This window comes from Acrocarpospora corrugata, assembly GCF_009687845.1.
In the GTDB taxonomy this organism is placed as follows: domain Bacteria; phylum Actinomycetota; class Actinomycetes; order Streptosporangiales; family Streptosporangiaceae; genus Acrocarpospora; species Acrocarpospora corrugata.
Window position 1 is genome coordinate 45,471 of sequence record NZ_BLAD01000052.1, and the last position, 19,035, is coordinate 64,505.

Below are 19,035 nucleotides of genomic sequence, written 5' to 3' on the forward strand. Positions count from 1 at the left end.
TTCGACGTGCCCAGGTATCACCGGGAGAACCACTCCAGGCGGTACCTGGTACCTCTCGTACACTGGGGACATGGCGTATCCGATCGTGGGAGCGGCCGACGCCGACCTGTGCGAGCAGGGCCGCGACCTGATCCGTGACGTGCTCGAACGGATCGGCGACAAGTGGTCGGTGGTCGTCATCTGCCAGCTGGGCGACACCACCCGGCGGTTCAACGAGCTGCGCCGGATGAGCGAGCCCATCACCCAGCGCATGCTCAGCGCGACTCTGCGAGGGCTGGAGCGAGACGGCCTGGTGACGCGCACCGTCCACGACACCAAACCCCCGCGAGTCGACTACGCCCTGACCCCGCGCGGGGTCAGCCTGCTCGAGGTCGTCCGCGCCCTGGCCGGATGGGCGGAGCACAACGCCGCCGGCATCCTGGACTCAAGAACGGCCTTCGACGCCCGATGACCCGAGGGCTGGCGCGGCCACCACTCACCCGACCAACGGGTTCGCCACCTGCGACGATCCCGCGGCGCTGCAGCCCATCCGCGATTCTTTCTGCCCCGGCCATATCAAGACCTTCACCGAACGCTGGTGGGCCCGGCTGCCGCTGAACTCCACCGACCGCCAGGCCGGCTGCGAGGGTCATCCGGCCGCTGACGTGAAGCCGTGTCCGCTCCTGCCGCGGCGGCGCTTGAGACGTTCGGCGAGGATTATCGGTCCCAAGCCGGCCAAGAACCAGGCGCAGTACAGCACCATCAGCGCGATCCATAACGTCTTGTCGGTCACCTCGGCCCAGCTGAGGAGCGTGGTACCGATCATGATGAGGTAGCTGATCAGCAGGCAGGCGCTCAATATCCGGCTGGTCCTCAAGGCTCGTTGTAGCGTGCGCGGCCCGAACCACCACCGCACGGCCCACCAGCCGATGATCGATAGGCCGATCACGCCGACAAGTGACAGGAGAGCGACGTAAGTCGGCTGAGGGGTGCCGTCTGCGGCGTTGGCGGCGAGGAATCCTGTTAGCAGAATGGGCATCAGGCAGAAAGCGGCAGCCGCATCAGTGGCCTTAATGCGCAAACTCTCCTCGTCGGCCAAGTGCAGGGCGCGCGAAAGTTCTCTTCTTCGGCCGATCGCCACGATCAGCCGGTCGCCTCTCCGTTTTGCTCTGATATTTACCCTTATAAGGCGTACAAGACCCCAGATGAGGGCTGCGATCGCGGCGATGATCAGCAGGCCTTGGGCAGAATGCTCGCTATCTGGCTCGTTTCCCAGCAGGAGGGCTACGCCATCCCCCGCCTTTTCGAAGAGCACTCGAGCAGCCACGTAGGCGGCAATCAGGGCGAGCAGCGTCAAGCAGCCCAACCGGGCGGAGATCTCCTTGCCTGGACGGGCTTTCGCCAGTGCCTTCTGGATCCCGGTGTTGTCGGGATCCAACTCGGCGGCGTGTTCCAGGGCGGCGACGGCTTCCGCGCGGGCGTGTTTGCGTCCGGGCACGTAAGCCAGCAGAGCCTCGCCGAGAGCCAGGTGGGCGGAAGCCTCGTCCGGGGCGAGTCCAATGGCCCGGCGTGCGGCGCGTTCGGCTTCGTGCCGGTGATTTGCTGCCGCGGCGCGGGCCAGTGCCACGTGTCCCCGCCAGTCCTGGGGGTTCAGGTTGGTCGCGCGTAAGCCGTACAAGATGGCCTGAGTGGTGTCGCCCAGTTCACGGAAGATCATGCTGGCGAGAGCGAGGCAGTCGGAGCTGGGAGAGGAGAGGAGCATGGCATGGTCGATCAGCTCGCGTGCCGTCGCGGCCTCGGCCTGACGGGCGTGGACCAGCGCGTCGAGAAGGATCGGAAACGGCTCCCCGGGGCGTTCGGCGCTGAGGTGCCCCACGAACGCGGAGACTTCAGAGAACGATCCCCGGTCGCAGAGGTCGATCACATGGCCAAGCTCATCGGACACGCGGCGAGACTATGCCAAACCGCGTTGGACCGCTCAGATCGCCAACGAAATGATCGGGATATATCCGGCGCCGCTCAGGTGATGATCATCGATACACCGGGCCAATGAAGTGCGGCCCCATTCCGTTCGTAGCTCTCAGCGGGCGAAGGGGGCGACGATGTCCCTGGCCATCGCCGCCGCGCCCCAGTCGTCGCCTCCATGGGCGATCGTGCTCAAAGAGTTCCTCGCGCCAGCAGGGCGGTCATCAGCCGATGACGGCCGCGACCACCTGGGAGGGGTCGCGTTCGAGCTGGTCGCGGGTGTGGATGTAGATGTCGGTGGTGGAGGAGCTGGCGTGGCCGAGAGCGTGCTGGAGCTGCTTGACCGAGGCGCCGCGGTCGCTGGCCACGGTGGCGAAGGTGTGCCGCAGCGAGTGCGGGGTGACCTTGGCGGCCAGGCCCGCGGCTTTGGCGACCCGGATGACCAGCCGGTAGGCGTCGGTACGGTCCAGTGGTCGGCCGGAGGCGGTCGCGAACAACGGGCCGGTGAGTTCGGCGACCGGAATTCCGGCGGCCGACGCGCGGGACTCCAGATAGGCGTCGATGGAGGCGGCGGTGGCTGGCGGCAGGTTGCGTACCCGCGTCTTCTGGCCCTTGCCGACGATTCGGAGTGTCCGGTGGCCACGCTGGTGCCCGAGATCGGCGATCGTGGCGGCAAGCGCCTCGGATACGCGTGGCCCCAGTTCGATCATGAGCCGGATGAAGGCGGCCGTCCGGGCGCCCGTGAGGCCTGGGGCCGCGTCGGCGGCGGCCACCATGTCCCTGGCCTCGTCTTCGGTCAGGCCCACGGTTTCCGATTGGAATCGCTCGACCTTGGGCCGCCGGACCTTGGCGAACGGGTTGGTGGCGAGCACGCCTTCTTCGGTCGCGTAGCCGTACCAACTGGAGATCGCGGAGAGCTTCCGGGCAAGCGTGCGAGGAGCGGTAGGCGCAGGCCCCGCGTCCAGCCAGCGGGCGAACGCGTCCCCATGCACCCGCACCGCCTGCAACGGATTCAGCTCATGATCAGCACAGAAGGCAAACCACTGATCCAGATCCGTTCCATACGCGGCCCGGGTATGCGGCGACGTGAACGACACCAGCCACGCCTTCTTCAGCCGATCCAGCAACGGCGGCAGATCCCCCAGACCCGCAACCGTGCCCTCGATGATGCGCTCAGGAACCGTCGTCACCCGAGCATTTTACTGATCATCACCCCGAAAGGGGCCTCCCCGGGAGCCGCATCCCGGGGAGACACCTCAACGCTGATCGATCCGCGGAAACCGCGAGCAGGGAGGGTTCGAGGTCAGGAGAAGATCTCGTCGGCCGCGTTCGCGAATATGGCCTTTTTGACCCAGGAATCGAGTAGGGCCTCGTCCTTGCATGTGACGATCCGCTGGCGCTGGTCTTCCGAGAGCTTGATGCTCCGGGAGTCCAACATCATCAGCAGGATAGCTACTTCCTTCTCTATCGCGCCTTCAGCCTTGCCTTCAGCCTTGCCTTGGGCCAGGAGGCCCTCGGTGTAGGCACCCTGGTATGGGTAGGTCTTGGCGGCCATGAGTCTCTCCAGTTCTCGTTGTGGTTCGCCCGTCAAGGACACGAGGACGTACCTAGCGTAACGTTCGGCGAGAGGTTGTCCGAGTACGTTCCAGGCGGCTGTCAGTGTCGCGAGGATCTCGTTGATCTGCGGATGTTTGCTCTGGGTGATGGCGGCGATGCTGGCCAGGCCGATGTTGCCGACGGCGTCGGCGACCTCCGTGTAAACCGGTGTGTTGTCGGGACCGATGACCAGAGGCACCAGGGTCAGGCCAGGGTGGCCGATTTCGATGGGCTGGGATGCCCATTTCGCGGTGCGGCGACTGGGGCAGATGACCACCAGGCAGGTGGGGCATTCGTCGCGGGCGCGGAGGTTGGTGATGTAGGCGGGCCAGCTCATGCGCTTGTCCTGGTCGGGTTTGAGCTGAACCTCGACGATGACGCCGAAACGGTTGGGCTCGGTGCCGTAAAGCAGTGCGGCGTCCGCGCGATATTCGCTTGGCGTGCATTCGGTCAGGTTGCCGGAGAGCACACGGGCGGGGTCGGTCGATGATACGGGGAGTTCGAAAAGAGCTCGGAGGGCGTCTGCGGTATGGCCAGGGTCGAGTGTGGCGATACCGGCAAGACCCTCGTGGAGGGAACTAACCATGGCCAGAAGATTACTAAAGACATGCAATCAATTTCAGGAACTACAAATCATTCCTAGTATATAGGACCTCTATTTATCTATAAAGTGGCCGAGGATGTCTATACGTTCGTGGGATTGTTATGCGTTGAAAGCTTCGGCCAGGAGGGACATGCCTTTGTCGATGTCGGTGGGGTGGATTAGGCCGTAGCCGAGGATGAGGCCAGGGTGGGGGTGGTCGGCGTAGGAGGGGGCGAGGTCGGTGAGGGCGAGGCCGGAATGGTGGGCGCGGGAGAGGGCTGTTTCGAGGTCGGGGTTGGCGCCGGGGGATGGGCGGGTGCACAGGTGGAGGCCGGCGGCCGAGGGGATGAGGTCGAGGAGGCCGGTGAAGCGGGTGCGCAGGGCGGTGATGATGGCGGTGCGGCGGAGTGCGTACTCCTGGGTGGCTTTGCGGATATGGCGGGAGAGGAGGCCCTCGTCGATGAGGGTGGCGAGGGCACCTTGGGCGACCTGGTCGCCGTGCCGGTCGGTGAGGTGTTTGGCGGCGCGGAGAGCGGGGCGCAGGGAGGCGGGGGCGATCAGGAAGCCGAGGCGGAGCATGGGGAGCAGGGTTTTGGAGAAGGAGCCCAGGTAGATGACGCGGCCGCAGGCGTCGATGCTCTGCAGGGAGTCCAGCGGGCGGCCCTCGAAGCGGTATTCGCTGTCGTAGTCGTCCTCGACGATGACGGCGTCGTGGCGGGCGGCCCAGGCCAGGAGGGCGGCGCGGCGGCGCAGGGACATGGGGACGCCGAGCGGGAACTGGTGGGCGGGCGTGACGTAGACCAGGCGGGCGTCATCGGGGAGCGCGTCGACGTCGAGGCCCTCGTCGTCGACGGGGACGCCGGTGACGTGGGCGCCGAGAGAGCGGAAGAGCCGGCGGGCGGGGCGGTAGCCGGGTTCCTCGACGGCGACCCGGTCGCCGGGCTCGATGAGGACGCGGCCGATGAGGTCCAGGGCCTGCTGGGCGCCCTGAGTGATCAGGACGTCGTCGGCGCCCGCGTGCACCGACCGGGAGACGCCGACGCTGCGGGCGATGGCGTCGCGCAGGCCGGCGTGCCCGGCGGGGTCGGCGTAGCCGGGGAGGTCGGCGCGGCGCAGTTCGCGGGAGATCAGCCGGCGCCAGGTCTCCAGCGGGAACAGGCCGGGGTCGGGCAGGCCGGACCGGAAGTCGTACCGGATGTTTCCCGGCGGTTCTGGTACGGCTTCGCCGGCCAGCGACTCCCACAACGGCCGAGACCGGACCCCCCGCCCAGCGGGCGCGGCCCGGGGACGCTCGTGAATGAGGTGCCGAGGGCACACGTACGTCCCGGCCCCGGTCTTGCCCACCAGGAACCCTTCGGCGGCGAGCCGGTCGTAGGCGACGGTCACTGTGTTCCGCGACACACCCAGTCGTCCGGCGAGTTCCCGGGAGGGCGGCAGCCGCTCCCCCGACCGCAGCCGCCCGTCCAGGATCGCGTCCAGCAACTCCCGGTAAATCTGGGCCGCCAAGTCCCCGCGCCCGGTGAGGCTGACCCGAATCTCCACCCGATCCTCCAATTGGCCCAGTCGGCTCCCCCAATATTGGACCTTACACTCAGCCAATCGTCCCTCTAAAGTGATCAATGAGCACCATTTCGTCACCTATAGGAGAAAAATGACTACAACGACGGCAGACATGTGGTTTGACCCGGTTTGCCCGTGGGCGTGGATCACCTCACGCTGGCTGCTGGAGGTCGAGCAGGTCCGTGACGTCCAGATCCGGTTCCACGTCATGAGCCTGTCGGTGCTCAACGAGGGCCGTGACGAGCTCCCGGAACAATATCGCGGCTTCATGACCACCGCCTGGGGCCCGGTCCGGCTCGCCATCGCGGTCGAGCAGAAGTACGGCCCGGCCATCCTGCGCGACCTCTACACCGCCTTCGGCACCCGCATCCACCACGACAAGATCCCCGTCGGCCCCGACCTGTACGCCGCCGTGCTCACCGAACTCGGCCTGCCCGAGGACCTCGCCGACGCCGCGGGCGACGACTCCCTCGACGAGCTGCTGCGGGCCAGCCACCACTCCGGCATGGAACCGGTCGGCTACGAGGTCGGCACCCCTGTGATCCACATCCCCGGCTCGGACGGCGAACTGATCGCCTTCTTCGGCCCGGTCGTCACCCCGATCCCGCGCGGCGAGGCCGCCGGCCGCCTCTGGGACGGCGTCCTGCTGGTGGCGGGCACCGACGGTTTCTTCGAGCTGAAGCGCAGCCGAACCCGGTCACCCGAGTTCGGCTGACACGTTCAGCGATTCGCCCGCAACGCCGCGATCAGCCACTCGAACGCCGCCGCGGCCGGCGGGAACGGCGGCCGGTCGTTGAGTACGCCCATCAGCTGCCAGTAGCGCTCGACCCGCACATCGGTGAAGGTCGCCAGCTGGTCGGCCAGCGCCCGTCGTTCCGCGCCCCCCAGGCCGGGGTCGACGATCAGGTCGACCACCGGCTGCGCCTCCGGCGAGGCCGGGTCGAGGCCCGCGCCGGAGGCGGCCCCCGCGTGTTGCAGGACCGCCGCCGGTTCGCCGATCGGCGAGGCCCCGGTGTTGCGGGCGCCCGCCTCGGCCATCTCCCGCACCCGCAGCCGGAACGCCTCGTCGCCGACCAGTTCGGCCAGTTCCACCCAGGCGTCCACCTGGGCGTCGGTCGGATCGTCCGGCAGCTCGGCGGGCATCAGCCGCATCGCCTCGGCGATCTGCGCCCCGGGCGCGGCCGGGTCCAGGCCCGCGAAGGCGCGGTCCACGAATTCGTCGATCAGGTGCTGCCGCTCTCGCGCGGACAACCGGGCCATCCGGTGCATCAGTCTCATCTCCTCGGTGTCGCTTCCCCGTCGAGCGATCGACCGCAGCACCGCCCGCTTCAGCCGCAGGGCCCGGATCTCCGCGTCCAGCGCGTCGGCGTGCGCCGCGGCGATCTCCGCCACGCTCTCCTGCCGCCGCACCACCCTGACCACGGTGCCCAGATCCAGCCCCAGCTCCCGAAGGGTGCGCACCAGCTCCAGCCGCGCCACCGCCGCCACGTCGTACAACCGGTATCCCCCGGTCGAACGCCGCGTCTCCGGCAGCACGCCCTGGTCAGACCAGAACCGGATGGTACGCACCGACAGCCCGGTGCTCCTGGCGAGCTGCCCAATGGTGAACAGCTCGATACGTTCGCTCACGGACCCAGCCTCAACCCTCCACCTGGTGGAGACTCAACTCTTTATCGCCCCGGAATCGGCGAGCCGCGCCGCCCGCGCCTCCAGGTAACTCCGCTCGGGCAGGCTGGTGGTCCGGCGGGCCGCCTCCCGGTAGCGCTCCCGCGCCGCCGCCGGATCGCCCGCCATCTCCAGCAGATGCGCCCGGACGGCCGCCAGCCGGTGATGCCCGCTCACCCGGCCGTCCTCGTCCAGGGTGGCCAGCAGGTTCAGCCCGGCGGCGGGCCCGTGCACCATGGCGACGGCGACCGCCTGGTTGAGCGTCACCATCGGGCCGGGCGAGAGGCGGGCCAGCAGCTCGTACAGGGCCAGGATCTGCGGCCAGTCGGTGTCCTCGGCCCGCTCGGCCTCGTCGTGCACGGCCGCGACGGCCGCCTGCAGCTGGTACGGACCGAGCGGCGACCGGCTCATCGTCGCCGTCAGCAACTCGACCCCGGCCTCGATCGCGCGCCGGTCCCACCGCCCCCGATCCTGCTCGGCCAGCGGGATCAGCCCGCCGTCCGCGGTGGTCCTGGCCGGGCGGCGCGCCTCGGTGAGCAGCATCAGCGCCAGCAGCCCGGCCACCTCCCCGTCCCCGGGCAGCAGCCGGTGCACCGCCCGGGCCAGCCGGATCGCCTCCCCGGTCAGCTCCGCGCTGGCCAGTTCGGGGCCCGACGTGGCCGTGTACCCCTCGTTGAAGATCAGGTAGAGCACGTGCAGGACCACCCGCAGCCGTTCCGCGCGCTCCCCCTCGGGCGGCAGCCGGAACTCGCTGCCGGTGGCCTTGATGCGCTGTTTGGCCCGGCTGATGCGCTGCGCCATGGTCGCCTCGGGCACGAAGAAGGCGTGCGCGATCTGCGCCGTGGTCAGGCCGCCGACCGCGCGCAGGGTGAGCGCCACCTGGGACGGCGCCGACAGGGCCGGATGGCAGCACAGGAACAGCAGCGTCAGCGTGTCGTCGCGGTCGGCGGGTTCGGCGTCCACGGGAGCCATCGCGGCCAGGGTCACCTCGCGGCGGGCGCGTGCCTCCTCACTGCGCCACTGGTCGGTCAGCCGCCGCACCGAGACGGTGATCAGCCACCCCTTCGGGCTGTCCGGAATCCCCTCGTCCGGCCACTGTACGGCCGCGGCCAGCATCGCCTCCTGGACGGCGTCCTCGCAGGCGTCGAAACGGCCGTACCGGCGCACGAGCACGCCCAGCACCTGCGGCGCGAGTTCGCGCAGCAGCTCCTCGATCACGGCATCCCTCTTCACCCTGACGATCGTAGGCCAATTATGGCATTGGCTTTGACCTGGGCTTTTAGTGAATTGGCCGGGGAATGAGCGGCCGGGTAGCTTCGAAACGGAAACGCTATTCGGGAAACGCGGAAAGGAGCGGGGTATGACGGACCTGGCCGGTCTGATGACGATCACCGAGGGCCTGTGGGCGTCCCAGACGCTGGCGGTCGCGGTCCGGCTCGGCCTGTTCACCCAGCTCGCGGAGGGCGGGGCGAGCGTGTCCGAATTGGGGTCCCGGCTCGGCCTCGCCGAACGTCCTGCCGAGATCCTGACCACCGCGTGCCTGGCGCTCGGGCTGCTGACCCGGCGGGACGGCGTGCTGCGCAACTCGGCGACCGCGGAGGAGTACCTGGTGGAGGGCAAGCCGTACTACTTCGGCGGATACGTCACCATGCTTGAGGAGTACGACTATCCGGCGTGGATGCGGGTGGCGGAGGCGGTCCGGACCGACCGGCCGACCGCGTGGGACTCCGGCCGGCAGAGGTCGCTGTTCGACGCCGCGGATCCGGCCGCGCTGACCCCGTTCTGGGACGGCATGTACTCGCTGTCGGCGCTCACCGCCCGCCGCCTCGCTGAGGTCTTCGACTTCACCGCCGTGAGCCGGCTGCTCGACGTGGGCGGCGGCGGAGCCGCGTACGACATCGAACTGTGCCGCCGGTATCCGCGGCTGCGGGCCACCGTGTACGACCTTGCCTACGTCTGCGACCTGACCGCCAAGCGGATCGACGAGGCCGGGCTGGCCAGCCGGATCGCCCTGTGCCCCGGCGACTTCTTCGGCGAACCGGAACTGCCCCGCGGCCACGACCTGATGCTGCTCTCGATGGTCATGCACTGCTGGGACGAGACGCGGAACCGCGAGATCATCGGCAAGTGTTTCCGCGCCCTCCCGCCGGGCGGGCAGCTGCTGATCAGCGAACTCCTCGTCGACGACGACAAGAGCGGCCCGCCGGGGCCGGCGCTGATGAGCATGGCCATGCTGGTGGGCAACTGGGGGCGCGGTTACACCGCCGCCGAGTACACCGCCTGGCTGACGGCGGCGGGGTTCACCGACGTCAGGACCATCAGGTTCGACGCGCCCGGCGCGAACGGGGTGGTCGCCGCCCGCCGCCCGTGACGGTCAGGCCGACTTCTCGTGGTGGCCGGAAGCGCGCACGTCACGGGGGATCAGGGTGGGGTTGACGTTGTCCAGGACGGTGTCCCTGGTGACCACCACGCGGCCGACGTCGTCCCTGCTGGGCACCTCGTACATGACGTTGAGCAGGACCTCTTCCAGGATCGCGCGGGTGGCGCGGGCGCCGGTGCGGCGCAGCAGGGCCTGCTCGGCGATGGCGGTGATCGCGTCCTCGGCGAACTCGAGTTCGACGCCGTCCATCTCGAACAGCCGCTGGTACTGCTTGATCAGCGCGTTGCGCGGCTCGGTGAGGATGCGGGCCAGCGCGCTCACGTCCAGCGGCTCGAAGGTGGAGATGACCGGGAGGCGGCCGACGAATTCCGGGATGAGGCCGAATTTCACCAGGTCCTGCGGCATGACGTCGGCCAGGCTCTCCTTCTTCTCCCGGCTGGTCCGCAGGGTCGCGCCGAACCCGGAGCCCTTGCGGCCGACCCGCTGCTCGATGACCTTCTCCAGGCCGGCGAACGCGCCGCCGACGATGAACAGCACGTTGGCGGTGTCGATCTGGATGAACTCCTGGTGCGGGTGCTTGCGCCCGCCCTGCGGCGGCACGCTCGCCGTCGTCCCCTCCAGCATCTTCAGCAGCGCCTGCTGCACGCCCTCCCCGGAGACGTCACGGGTGATCGACGGGTTCTCGCTCTTGCGGGAGATCTTGTCGATCTCGTCGATGTAGACGATGCCCTTCTCGGCCCGCTTCACGTCGAAGTCGGCGGCCTGCAGGAGTTTGAGGAGGATGTTCTCCACGTCCTCCCCGACATAGCCGGCCTCGGTCAGCGCGGTGGCGTCGGCGATCGCGAACGGCACGTTCAGCATCCGCGCCAGCGTCTGCGCCAGGTACGTCTTGCCGCTCCCGGTCGGGCCGATCAGCAGGATGTTGGACTTGCCGAGCTCCAGCCCGTCGCTGGTGCCGCCCGCCTGGACCCGCTTGTAGTGGTTGTAGACCGCCACCGACAGCGACATCTTGGCGCGCTCCTGGCCGATCACATACCGCGCCAGGAAGTCGAAGATCTCCCGCGGCTTGGGCAGCTCGGGCCGCTCAGGCCCCGCCGTCTCCTGCCGCTCCTCTTCGATGAGCTCGTTGCACAACTCCACGCACTCGTCGCAGATGCAGATCCGGCCCGGTCCCGCGATGAGCTTCTTGACCTGCTTCTGGCTCTTCCCGCAGAACGTGCACTTCAGTAGATCGCCGCCGTCACCCATGCGTGCCACGCGTCTCCTCAAATGATCCCATCATCCAGATGGCGACGGTATCTTGGATACGAGGGTACGGCAACGCGGCAAGGATACGTCGAAAAATCCGGCAAGGAGGACTATTGGGTCGGCTCAGCCGGGCGCAGCTCCAGGCGCGCAACCGGGACAGAGTGCTCGCCGCCGCCCGCCAGGAGTTCGCAGAACACGGCTTCCGCGGCGCCAAAGTCGACACCATCGCCGACCGCGCCGGATTCACCCGCGGCGCCGTCTACTCCAATTTTCCCGGCAAACGCGCCCTCTACTTCGCGGTCCTGGCCGACCTCGCCGAACAGGCCCCGCAGGCGCCGGCGCCGGAGGCCCGCGACGCGCAGGAGGCGCTCGGCGCGCTGGCCAGGGCCTGGCTGGCCCGGCTCCCGCTCGCCGACGAACCGGAGCCGGCCCGCCTCATCCGCGACCTGCATCCCGAGATCCTGGCCGAGGAGCGCACCCGCCGGCCGTACGCGCAGCTGCTGAAACTGGACGCGATTCTGCTCGGGCTCGCCCTCGAACATCTGACGCCCGCCCCCGGGCGGCAGGTCCGGCTGGCCGAGTCGGTGCTCGCCACCCTGCACGGGGCTCGCCAGCTGTCGGCCGCCGCGCCGGGGTTCGTGCAGCCGTTCGACGTGGTCAGCGTGTGCGAGCGGCTGGCCGGGCTCGACCTGGGCGACTGGTGGCCGATCCTGCCGTGGATCCCGAGCTCGGCCGACGCCGACGAGGTCTGGGCGGCGCCGTACGCGCGGGATCTGTTCCGCGGCGAGGCCGCGCACCTGGACGGCGACGGGGTGGTCGCGGTGCTCGGGCTGAACCGGCTGGAAGCCGTCGAGGAGGCGGTGCGGGCCGGGTCGCCGGTCACCGCCATCCTCGTCACCGCCGACCCCGACGAGCTCGCGCCGCTGGCCCGGCTGGTCATCGCCGAGCTGGGCGCCTGCCTGCGGGAGGCGTTCCCGCCGTCCGCCTGGCCGGACGTGCGGATCGTCGTCGACTCCGGCGAGCTCGCCGCGACGGCCGGGATCGCCGGGCCGGGCGACGACACCGAGGTCGCGCTCCGGGTCAGGGACGGGCGGATCGTCCTGCGCGCCGAAGGCCGGGGCGCCTGCCACCTCGCCGCCTCCGGGCATGAGGTCAGGCGGTGACGGCGGTGGTGACTCCGACGGGGAGCCAGTGGATGCGGCTGCGGACGTCCTCGGGGGCGCGGGCGAAATCGCGCTCCATCGAATCGCGGCCCTGCTGGAAGTGGTCCCAGCCCTCGTAGTGGACCGGGATGGCGAGTTGCGGGCGGAGCAGCCCGCACAGTTCGACGGCGTCGGCGGCGGTCATCGTGTACCGGATCGGGCCGGTGATCGGGAAGCGGACGCCGCCCAGGTGGATGAGGGCGGTGCCGACCTGGAAGCGGTCGGCGATCTGCCGTACCCCGTCGAAGAGGACGGTGTCGCCGGAGATCCACAGCGCGCCGTGCTGCTGGCCCTTCCAGGTCAGGGCGAATCCGATCACATCGCCGGTGAGCGGGCGGCTGAGCGGGGGTCCGTGGCGGGCCGGGGTCGCGGTGATCTCCAGGGTGGGCTGGCCCGGCGCCTCCAGGCGCGTCGCCGCCCACGGTTTCAGGCCGCGCGCCCGGCCGCCGAGCCGCCGCGCGCCCGCCACGGTCGTGATCACCACTTTGGCGGACGGCAGCAGCGCCCGCCCGGCGTCGTCGAGATTGTCGCCGTGATGGTCATGGCTGAGCAGGACCGCGTCGATCGGCGGCAGGTCCGAGAGCGCCAGCGCCGGCCCGGCCACCTTGTGGGAGCTGGTTCCCAGCCCGAAGGAGTACCGCCGCCCCGGCGGGTCGAACGTCGGATCGGTCAGCAACCGCCACTCCCCTACCTCGATCAGGGCCGTCGGGCCGCCGATGTGGGTGATGTGGACGTCGCTCATACGCGGCTCTCCTCTTGGAGGCTTCTGGTACGGACGGCGCGAGGCCGCCTCACAGCCGACGGTACTTCCTCGATCGGCGAACGGCTCAGACACGGGCATAGACCGCGATTTACCGCTTCGGTATAGGTCCCCGGGGCGCCCTGCGGCCAAAAACTTCAAACTTTTTCATGTTGGCGGCGAAATCGCAGGCCAGCGGCGTTTATGGGGTTCACGGCCCCGATAACGATCTTGCTGTCCGGGGGACGTTTCCGCAGGTCAGGCAAAACGTGAATGTACGTTACACGTTTGCCAAAGCGGGTCCGGCTGGTCAACTATGAATTCACTCCACCGAACAGCCCCGACCAGGGCTTTCTTCGCCATGCCCACACATTTCACCCGAGGAGGGGCCATGATCCATGCCCGCGGGCTGACCCGCAGCTTCAAAATCAAGGGGGGCGCCGTCGAAGCGGTGCGCGGAATCGACATCGACGTCGAAGCCGGGCAGCTGGTGGCGTTTCTCGGCCCGAACGGGGCCGGCAAGTCGACCAGCCTGCGCATGCTCACTTCGCTGCTGCCGCCGACGTCCGGCAGTGCCACCGTGGCCGGGCACGACATCGTCAAGGACCCCGGGGGCGTACGCGCCCGGATCGGATACATCGGGCAGAAGAACGGCTCAGGTGAGAACTTTCGCATCCGCGACGAACTGGTCAGCCAGGGCCGCTGCTACGGACTCAGCCGCGCCCAGGCCCGGGTCCGGGCCGACGAGGTCCTCCAGCAGCTCGACCTGGCGTCCATGGCCACCCGCAAACCCGGCACCCTGTCCGGCGGGCAGCGGCGGCGGCTGGACATCGCGCTCGGCTTGGTCCACCGGCCCGACCTGCTGTTCCTGGACGAACCCTCGACCGGCCTGGACCCGCAGAGCCGGGCCAACATCTGGGAGCACATCCTGCGCCTGCGCGCCGAGCACGGCACCACTCTCTTCCTCACCACGCACTACCTGGAAGAGGCCGACAGCATGGCCGAACGCGTGATCATCATCGATCACGGCAAGATCATCGCGGACGGCACAGCCGCCCAGCTGAAGAGCGACCTCGCCGGAGACCGGATCATCGTCACCTTCTCCTCCGAATCCGACGCAGTCCAGGCCGCCTCGATCGCCGAACGAATGACCGGGACCGCACCCGCCGTCACCGCCGCCCCCGCCGCTGCTTCCACTCAAGCCGCCGTCTCCGCCGGCGCTTTTGCTCAAACCGCCACCCCCGCCGGCGCTTTTGCTCAAACCGCCGCCGCACCCGCCGCCACCGCCATCGCCGACCCCGTTGTCTCCGCCACTGTCTCCGCCGCCTCCGCCTCCGCGGTCACTGACGTCGCTGGCGCCGCCGTAGTTGTCTCCGCCGCCGTCGTCCAGGTCCGGGTGGCGCAGGCCGGGGCCGCGCTGCCCGAATACCTGCGCGCCTTGGAGGCGGCCGGGGTGAAGGCCATCGCCGCGGAGACCTCCCGTCCGACGCTGGACGACGTCTTCCTCGCCCTCACCGGCCGCACCCTCCGCGAGTCAGAAGCCACTCCCGTCGCCGAACCGGCTGCGGTCTAACCCCGAACTTCAGAAGGGCTGGCTATGCCATTCGTCCGCGACACCGTGACGATCTTCCAGCGCGAGATCGCGCCCACGCTCCGAGATCCGCTGGGGCTGCTGTTCACGATGATGCAGCCGCTGCTGTTCCTGTTCCTGTTCGGACCGCTGCTCTCCGGCAACACCGGCCTCCAGGAGGCGCCCTGGCAGTGGTTCGTGCCCGGCATCCTGATCATGATGTGTCTGTCGGGGCCGATGATGGCCGGATATTTCCTGCTCGTGGAGCTGATCGGCGGCGCGATGGAGCGCATGCTGGTCACCCCGATCAGCCGGACGGCCATGCTGATCGGCCGCACCCTCAAGGAGTTCGTCGTCCTGCTCGCCCAGGCCGCCCTGATCATCGGCCTGTCCGTCCCGCTGGGATTCCGTCCCAACGCGGCCGGAGTACTGGCCGGACTGGCCCTGCTAGTGATCTTCGGCATCGGACTGGGCGCGCTCTCGTTCGTCCTGGCCATCGCCTCCGCCCCCGGCGGCGAACTCTTCTACGGCATCACCCAGCTGATCATGTTCCCGCTGCTCCTGCTCTCCGGCGTCCTACTCCCCATCGAATCCGGCCCCGCCTGGCTCCAGACGGTCGCCGCCTTCAACCCCGTCACCTACATCGTCGACGCCGAACGCGCCCTCTTCGCAGGCGACCTCACCAGCATGTCCGCCCTGTACGGCCTACTCGCCGCCGTCGCCGTCTGCGCCATCGGCCTGACCCTGGGCACCCGCGCGATGCGCCGCGGCATCTGATCACCTCCGTACTTCAGGTCGCTGATCCCCGCGCTGGACTTCAGGCCACCTGATCTCCTCCGGACTCAGGTCCCTGATCCCCGCGCTGGACTTCAAGTCACCTTGATCCCCTCCGGACTTCAGGTCGCTGATCCCCGCGCTGGACTTCAGGCCACCTTGATCCCGCCGGGCTTCGGGGGCGCTCTAATCCCCGCCCCGGGCTTCGGGCCACTCTGATCCCCGCTAGCGACTTCAGGTCACTTTGACGTGATGGGAGCGTGCGTCAGGCCGGCAGAAAGCCAGCATGCTCTCCGCTTCGGCGAGGAGTTCCTTCCGGACCGAAGCGGAGAGCGGCTGCAAGGGTGTCAGCGTGAGCGTGGCCGCGCCGCGTGACACCGCCACCGACCACATCCCTGCGACCATTCCGTCGACCAGGAAGCTCGGCTTGAGCTGCCCGTTCGCCTTCACGTAGACGATGTCCCGGTAAGGCTCCGGGAGAATGCGGGTTCGTCGTTTCGGGGCGTAAGCCAGCAAGGTGCTGTCGAACCACGGCAGCAGGCGGACGGGGGCGGGGGTATCCGGATCAGGCCGGGGCGCGTCGGGCAGATCGTAGAGAATCCGCCCGTCCTCGTCGGCGAATCTGACCAGTTCCTCCATGCGTTCGAGCGCCACCCGGACCGGGGTGATGTTCCAGGCGATCCAACTGGCCACGTCCTCGGCCGCGGCCGGGCCGAACGCCCGCAGATGGCGCCGGATCACGCTGTCCAGCGCCGCGTCGGTGGCGGGCGCTTCGGTCACGGGCGCGGCCACGAAATGCTGGGGCGTCTTGGTCCCCCAGGCGCCGTCAGCGGGCGTCCGCACGAACCGTGCCCGCATCATCACGCCCGTCCACTTGTACTCCCGCTGCCGCTTTGCCTCCTCCGGGCTCACCCCGCCCGGGTTGTCCGCCACCCACGCCTCGGCAAACTCCATCAACTCGCCTATCGGCCGCGCCTTCGCCCCGTGCTCCTTCAGCGCGGCCGTCAACTCCCCCACTCCCGGCCCAGGATCGGCATTCGCCTGCCACTGCCCCACCTTCGAGGCCGCGGCAACCACCGCATAGGCCGGATACTCCTCAGCCGCGACCGTGTGAATGGTTCCCCGAAGTAACGTCCCCGTCAGCAACTCACCCGCACCATGCGCCTGGAAAGGCCCTTCCGGATGCCCCTCATCCATCCGGCTCCACAGCGCGGGCCGCAACGCGGGCCAGTACTGCATCTGCAACGCCCCCACCGCGGCGACCACCTCGCTCACCGGCCCCGGCATCCGATCAAGCAGCCCCTGCCTGGCCAGCAACGCCCGATTCAACGCCCTCTCATCCATCACACTCACAGCCACCCGCGCAGAATACGGCGACCCACCGACAGAACCACCTGCCAGCAACAGCACGACACACCCCCAGCCCCGCTACCCCACCCCAATCCGGACCCCACATAGCGCCCCCGGGCTGCGCCGATCCTCAGTCCGCCGCCCCACTCGGTAGCGCCTTGGGTTCGCTCCTCCGCGACCTCATTCTGTCGGCGCGGTCCTGTCGGTGGTGGTCCTGTCGGTGGTGGTCCTGTCGGTGGTGGTCCTGTCGGTGGTGGTCCTGTCGGTGGTGGTCCTGTCGGCGCGGTCCTGTCGGTGGTGGTCCTGTCGGTGGTGGTCCTGTCGGTGGTGGTCCTGTCGGTGGTGGTCCTGTCGGTGGTGGTCCTGTCGGTGGTGGTCCTGTCGGTGGTGGTGTCTACGGTGTGGTGGCATGACGGTGCTCACGCTTCGGGAGCTGAATCGGGCCACGCTGGCGCGGCAGTTGTTGCTGCGGCGATCAGCTATGGGTGTTCTGGAGGCATTGGAGCATCTGGTGGGGGTGCAGGCACAGACGCCGCATTCCTGGTATGTCGGGTTGTGGACGCGGCTGGTCGGGTTTCAGGCGGAGCAGGCTGCGGATCTGTTGCTCGGCCGGGAAGCAGTGCGGATTGCCGTCATGCGATCGACGATCCACTTTGTGACCGCGCGCGACGCGGTGTGGTTGCGGCCGTTGGTGCAGCCGGCCATCGAGCGGAGTACCAATGGGGCGTTCGGTCGCCATCTGCGGGAGATCGACCGGGAGGCGTTGACCGCCGATGGGCGGCAGTTGGTGGAGAGTGCGCCGCGGAAGCCGTCCGAGTTAGGGAAGTTGCTGGCTGAGCGGTGGCCGGGGCGGGATCCGGCGGCGCTGTATCAGGCCATTCGGATGTGGCTGCCGCTGGTGCAGGTGCCGCCGCGCGGGGTGTGGGGGCGTAGTGGCGCGACCGCGCACACCACGACCGACGCCTGGCTCGGCCGTCCACTGTCCGCTGACGCCACGACCGACGAGTTGGTGCTGCGCTACCTGGCCGCGTTCGGGCCGGCCTCGGTGAAGGACATCCAGACCTGGTGCGGTCTGACCCGCCTCGCCGAGGTCACCGCCAGGCTCGGCGAACGTCTGATCCGATTCCGCGACGAACAGGGCCGTGAGCTGTTCGATCTCCCCGACGCGCCTCGGCCACCCGCCGACGCGCCAGCCCCGATCCGCTTCCTGTACGACTTCGACAACCTGCTCCTGTCCCACGCCGACCGCACTCGCGTCATCACCCCCGAGTACTTCCAGCAGGGATTCACGGCCGACGGCCCGATGCCCAGCATGATCCTCATCGACGGCTTCACCGGCGCGCACTGGCGGATCACCCGCCAACGCCACGCCGCCACACTCCACATCAAGCCCTTCGCCCGTCTCTCCCCGGCCGACACCGCGGCGATCGAAGAGGAAGGCACCCGGCTCCTTACCTTCGCCGAACCTCACACGACCACCCACGACATCCAGTGGCTTCCCCTATGAGCGGGAACGTCGGCCGTATCTACAGCATGTTGGGACCGATGGACGTCGCCTCGATAGCGACCGAAGAGCAGGGGAAAAAGCTCGTCGTATTACGGCGAGTTGGGGCCGATGGACGTCGCGTCGGCGGCATCCGAAGAACAGGCGGGGGACGAAGAACAGGCGGGGGACGCTGGTCGTCCCTACGGCAAGGGGGCCCGGATCCGGTAGAGGACGGATCGGCGGAGTGGGCTGTCGTCGGGCAGGGAGGGGTGGTCGAAGTCGTCGGCCGGATCGTGGGTCATGCCGATGCGCTGCATCACCGCGCGGGAGCGGATGTTGCCCACCGTCGTGAACGAGATGATCTCCTCCAGGCCGTGCCGCTGGAAGCCTTCCGTCAATACGGCGCGGGCCGCCTCGCTGGCGTAGCCGTACCCCCAGGCGGAGCGGGCCAGTCGCCAGCCGATCTCGACGCCCGGGCGGAAGCCCGGGATCGCCAGGCCGGTGAAGCCGATGAACTCGCCGGTGGCGGCTACCTCCACCGCCCAGAGCCCGAAACCGCGAGCCTCGAATCCCGCCTCGATCCTGTCCACCAGCTGGTCGCTCTGCTCGCGGGTCAGCGCCGCCGGAAAGTGCTCCATGACCTTGGGGTCGGAGTTCAGGGCAGCGAACGGCTCCCGATCGGAGTCTCGCCAATGCCGCAGGACCAGCCGCTCAGTCGGAAAGATCACGATCTCATTGTCAACCATCGAGTACCGATCCGCCAATTGAAATAGCCCCAAAAGTGACAAACAACCAGATACCGCTCTAGTTCCGACCAGGAGCAGCCGGAACGCGGGTAGCCCTACCCGCCGGCCCTTCATTTCGCTTCGGACCTCCACCCGCCCCCGACAGTCACCCTGGCGACCATGTCGGCTTCGCCGTGTGGACGTGGTTCTCCC

The 19,035-nt window shown here is 68.8% G+C and carries 17 protein-coding genes; 7 read left to right on the plus strand and 10 right to left on the minus strand.

Annotation, left to right across the window (positions count from 1 at the left end):
• The first annotated feature begins 70 nt into the window (after positions 1-70).
• On the plus strand, positions 71-451 hold the full coding sequence (locus Acor_RS18445) for a winged helix-turn-helix transcriptional regulator (RefSeq protein WP_155337920.1): 381 nt from the start codon (positions 71-73) through the stop codon (positions 449-451).
• A gap of 177 nt (positions 452-628) precedes the next feature.
• Here Acor_RS18445 and Acor_RS18450 read toward each other — a convergent pair whose 3' ends face one another.
• The 4 genes from Acor_RS18450 to pdxR form a co-directional block, all read right to left on the minus strand.
• On the minus strand, positions 629-1,924 hold the full coding sequence (locus Acor_RS18450; RefSeq protein WP_155337921.1) for a hypothetical protein: 1,296 nt from the start codon (positions 1,922-1,924) through the stop codon (positions 629-631).
• Positions 1,925-2,168: 244 nt separating this feature from the next.
• Complete coding sequence (locus tag Acor_RS18455) at positions 2,169-3,134, minus strand: tyrosine-type recombinase/integrase (protein WP_155337922.1); 966 nt, start codon at positions 3,132-3,134, stop codon at positions 2,169-2,171.
• Between the two features lie 113 nt (positions 3,135-3,247).
• The gene (locus Acor_RS18460; RefSeq protein ID WP_155337923.1) at positions 3,248-4,126 is read right to left on the minus strand and encodes an RpnC/YadD family protein; all 879 of its coding nucleotides are present in this window, start codon (positions 4,124-4,126) and stop codon (positions 3,248-3,250) included.
• A 117-nt stretch (positions 4,127-4,243) separates the two neighbouring features.
• Positions 4,244-5,665 (minus strand): MocR-like pyridoxine biosynthesis transcription factor PdxR, encoded by a 1,422-nt coding sequence (gene pdxR, locus Acor_RS18465; RefSeq protein WP_155337924.1) that lies wholly within the window; start codon positions 5,663-5,665, stop codon positions 4,244-4,246.
• Positions 5,666-5,774: 109 nt separating this feature from the next.
• On the opposite strand from pdxR, the gene Acor_RS18470 reads away from it, so the two are divergent.
• A complete protein-coding gene (locus tag Acor_RS18470) occupies positions 5,775-6,398 on the plus strand; it encodes a mycothiol-dependent nitroreductase Rv2466c family protein (RefSeq protein ID WP_155337925.1) in 624 nt (207 codons plus the stop codon).
• Positions 6,399-6,403: 5 nt separating this feature from the next.
• Here Acor_RS18470 and Acor_RS18475 read toward each other — a convergent pair whose 3' ends face one another.
• Positions 6,404-7,312 carry a helix-turn-helix domain-containing protein gene (locus Acor_RS18475; RefSeq protein WP_155337926.1) on the minus strand — a complete coding sequence of 303 codons (909 nt, stop codon included), beginning with the start codon at positions 7,310-7,312 and terminating at the stop codon, positions 6,404-6,406.
• 33 nt (positions 7,313-7,345) lie between these two features.
• On the minus strand, positions 7,346-8,590 hold the full coding sequence (locus Acor_RS18480; RefSeq protein ID WP_218034361.1) for an RNA polymerase sigma factor: 1,245 nt from the start codon (positions 8,588-8,590) through the stop codon (positions 7,346-7,348).
• A gap of 118 nt (positions 8,591-8,708) precedes the next feature.
• Between Acor_RS18480 and Acor_RS18485 the strand changes: the two genes are divergently transcribed.
• Positions 8,709-9,719, plus strand: coding sequence for a methyltransferase (locus Acor_RS18485; protein WP_218034355.1), 1,011 nt, complete (start codon positions 8,709-8,711; stop codon positions 9,717-9,719).
• Positions 9,720-9,722: 3 nt separating this feature from the next.
• On the opposite strand, the gene clpX is transcribed toward Acor_RS18485, so the two are convergent.
• Positions 9,723-10,985, minus strand: a complete 1,263-nt coding sequence (clpX, locus tag Acor_RS18490) for an ATP-dependent Clp protease ATP-binding subunit ClpX (protein ID WP_155337928.1) — start codon at positions 10,983-10,985, stop codon at positions 9,723-9,725.
• A 104-nt stretch (positions 10,986-11,089) separates the two neighbouring features.
• Between clpX and Acor_RS18495 the strand changes: the two genes are divergently transcribed.
• On the plus strand, positions 11,090-12,139 hold the full coding sequence (locus Acor_RS18495) for a TetR/AcrR family transcriptional regulator (protein WP_155337929.1): 1,050 nt from the start codon (positions 11,090-11,092) through the stop codon (positions 12,137-12,139).
• Here the strand turns inward: Acor_RS18495 and Acor_RS18500 are convergent.
• Positions 12,129-12,920: an MBL fold metallo-hydrolase gene (locus Acor_RS18500; protein ID WP_155337930.1), complete on the minus strand. Its 792-nt coding sequence runs from the start codon at positions 12,918-12,920 to the stop codon at positions 12,129-12,131. The two genes, Acor_RS18495 and Acor_RS18500, sit on opposite strands and share 11 nt — an antisense overlap.
• Before the next feature lie 388 nt (positions 12,921-13,308).
• Here Acor_RS18500 and Acor_RS46310 point away from each other — a divergent pair, with 388 nt between their 5' ends.
• Together Acor_RS46310 and Acor_RS18510 are read left to right on the plus strand one after the other, a co-directional pair.
• Positions 13,309-14,490, plus strand: coding sequence for an ABC transporter ATP-binding protein (locus tag Acor_RS46310; protein WP_155337931.1), 1,182 nt, complete (start codon positions 13,309-13,311; stop codon positions 14,488-14,490).
• Between the two features lie 24 nt (positions 14,491-14,514).
• Entirely contained in the window at positions 14,515-15,264 is a 750-nt protein-coding gene (locus Acor_RS18510) for an ABC transporter permease (protein WP_155337932.1), read from the plus strand.
• A gap of 231 nt (positions 15,265-15,495) precedes the next feature.
• On the opposite strand, the gene Acor_RS18515 is transcribed toward Acor_RS18510, so the two are convergent.
• Positions 15,496-16,590, minus strand: a complete 1,095-nt coding sequence (locus Acor_RS18515; protein WP_170316990.1) for a winged helix DNA-binding domain-containing protein — start codon at positions 16,588-16,590, stop codon at positions 15,496-15,498.
• A 430-nt stretch (positions 16,591-17,020) separates the two neighbouring features.
• On the opposite strand from Acor_RS18515, the gene Acor_RS18520 reads away from it, so the two are divergent.
• A complete protein-coding gene (locus Acor_RS18520; protein WP_155337934.1) occupies positions 17,021-18,118 on the plus strand; it encodes a winged helix DNA-binding domain-containing protein in 1,098 nt (365 codons plus the stop codon).
• A 179-nt stretch (positions 18,119-18,297) separates the two neighbouring features.
• Here Acor_RS18520 and Acor_RS18525 read toward each other — a convergent pair whose 3' ends face one another.
• A complete protein-coding gene (locus Acor_RS18525) occupies positions 18,298-18,825 on the minus strand; it encodes a GNAT family N-acetyltransferase (protein WP_246238736.1) in 528 nt (175 codons plus the stop codon).
• Positions 18,826-19,035: the final 210 nt, after the last annotated feature.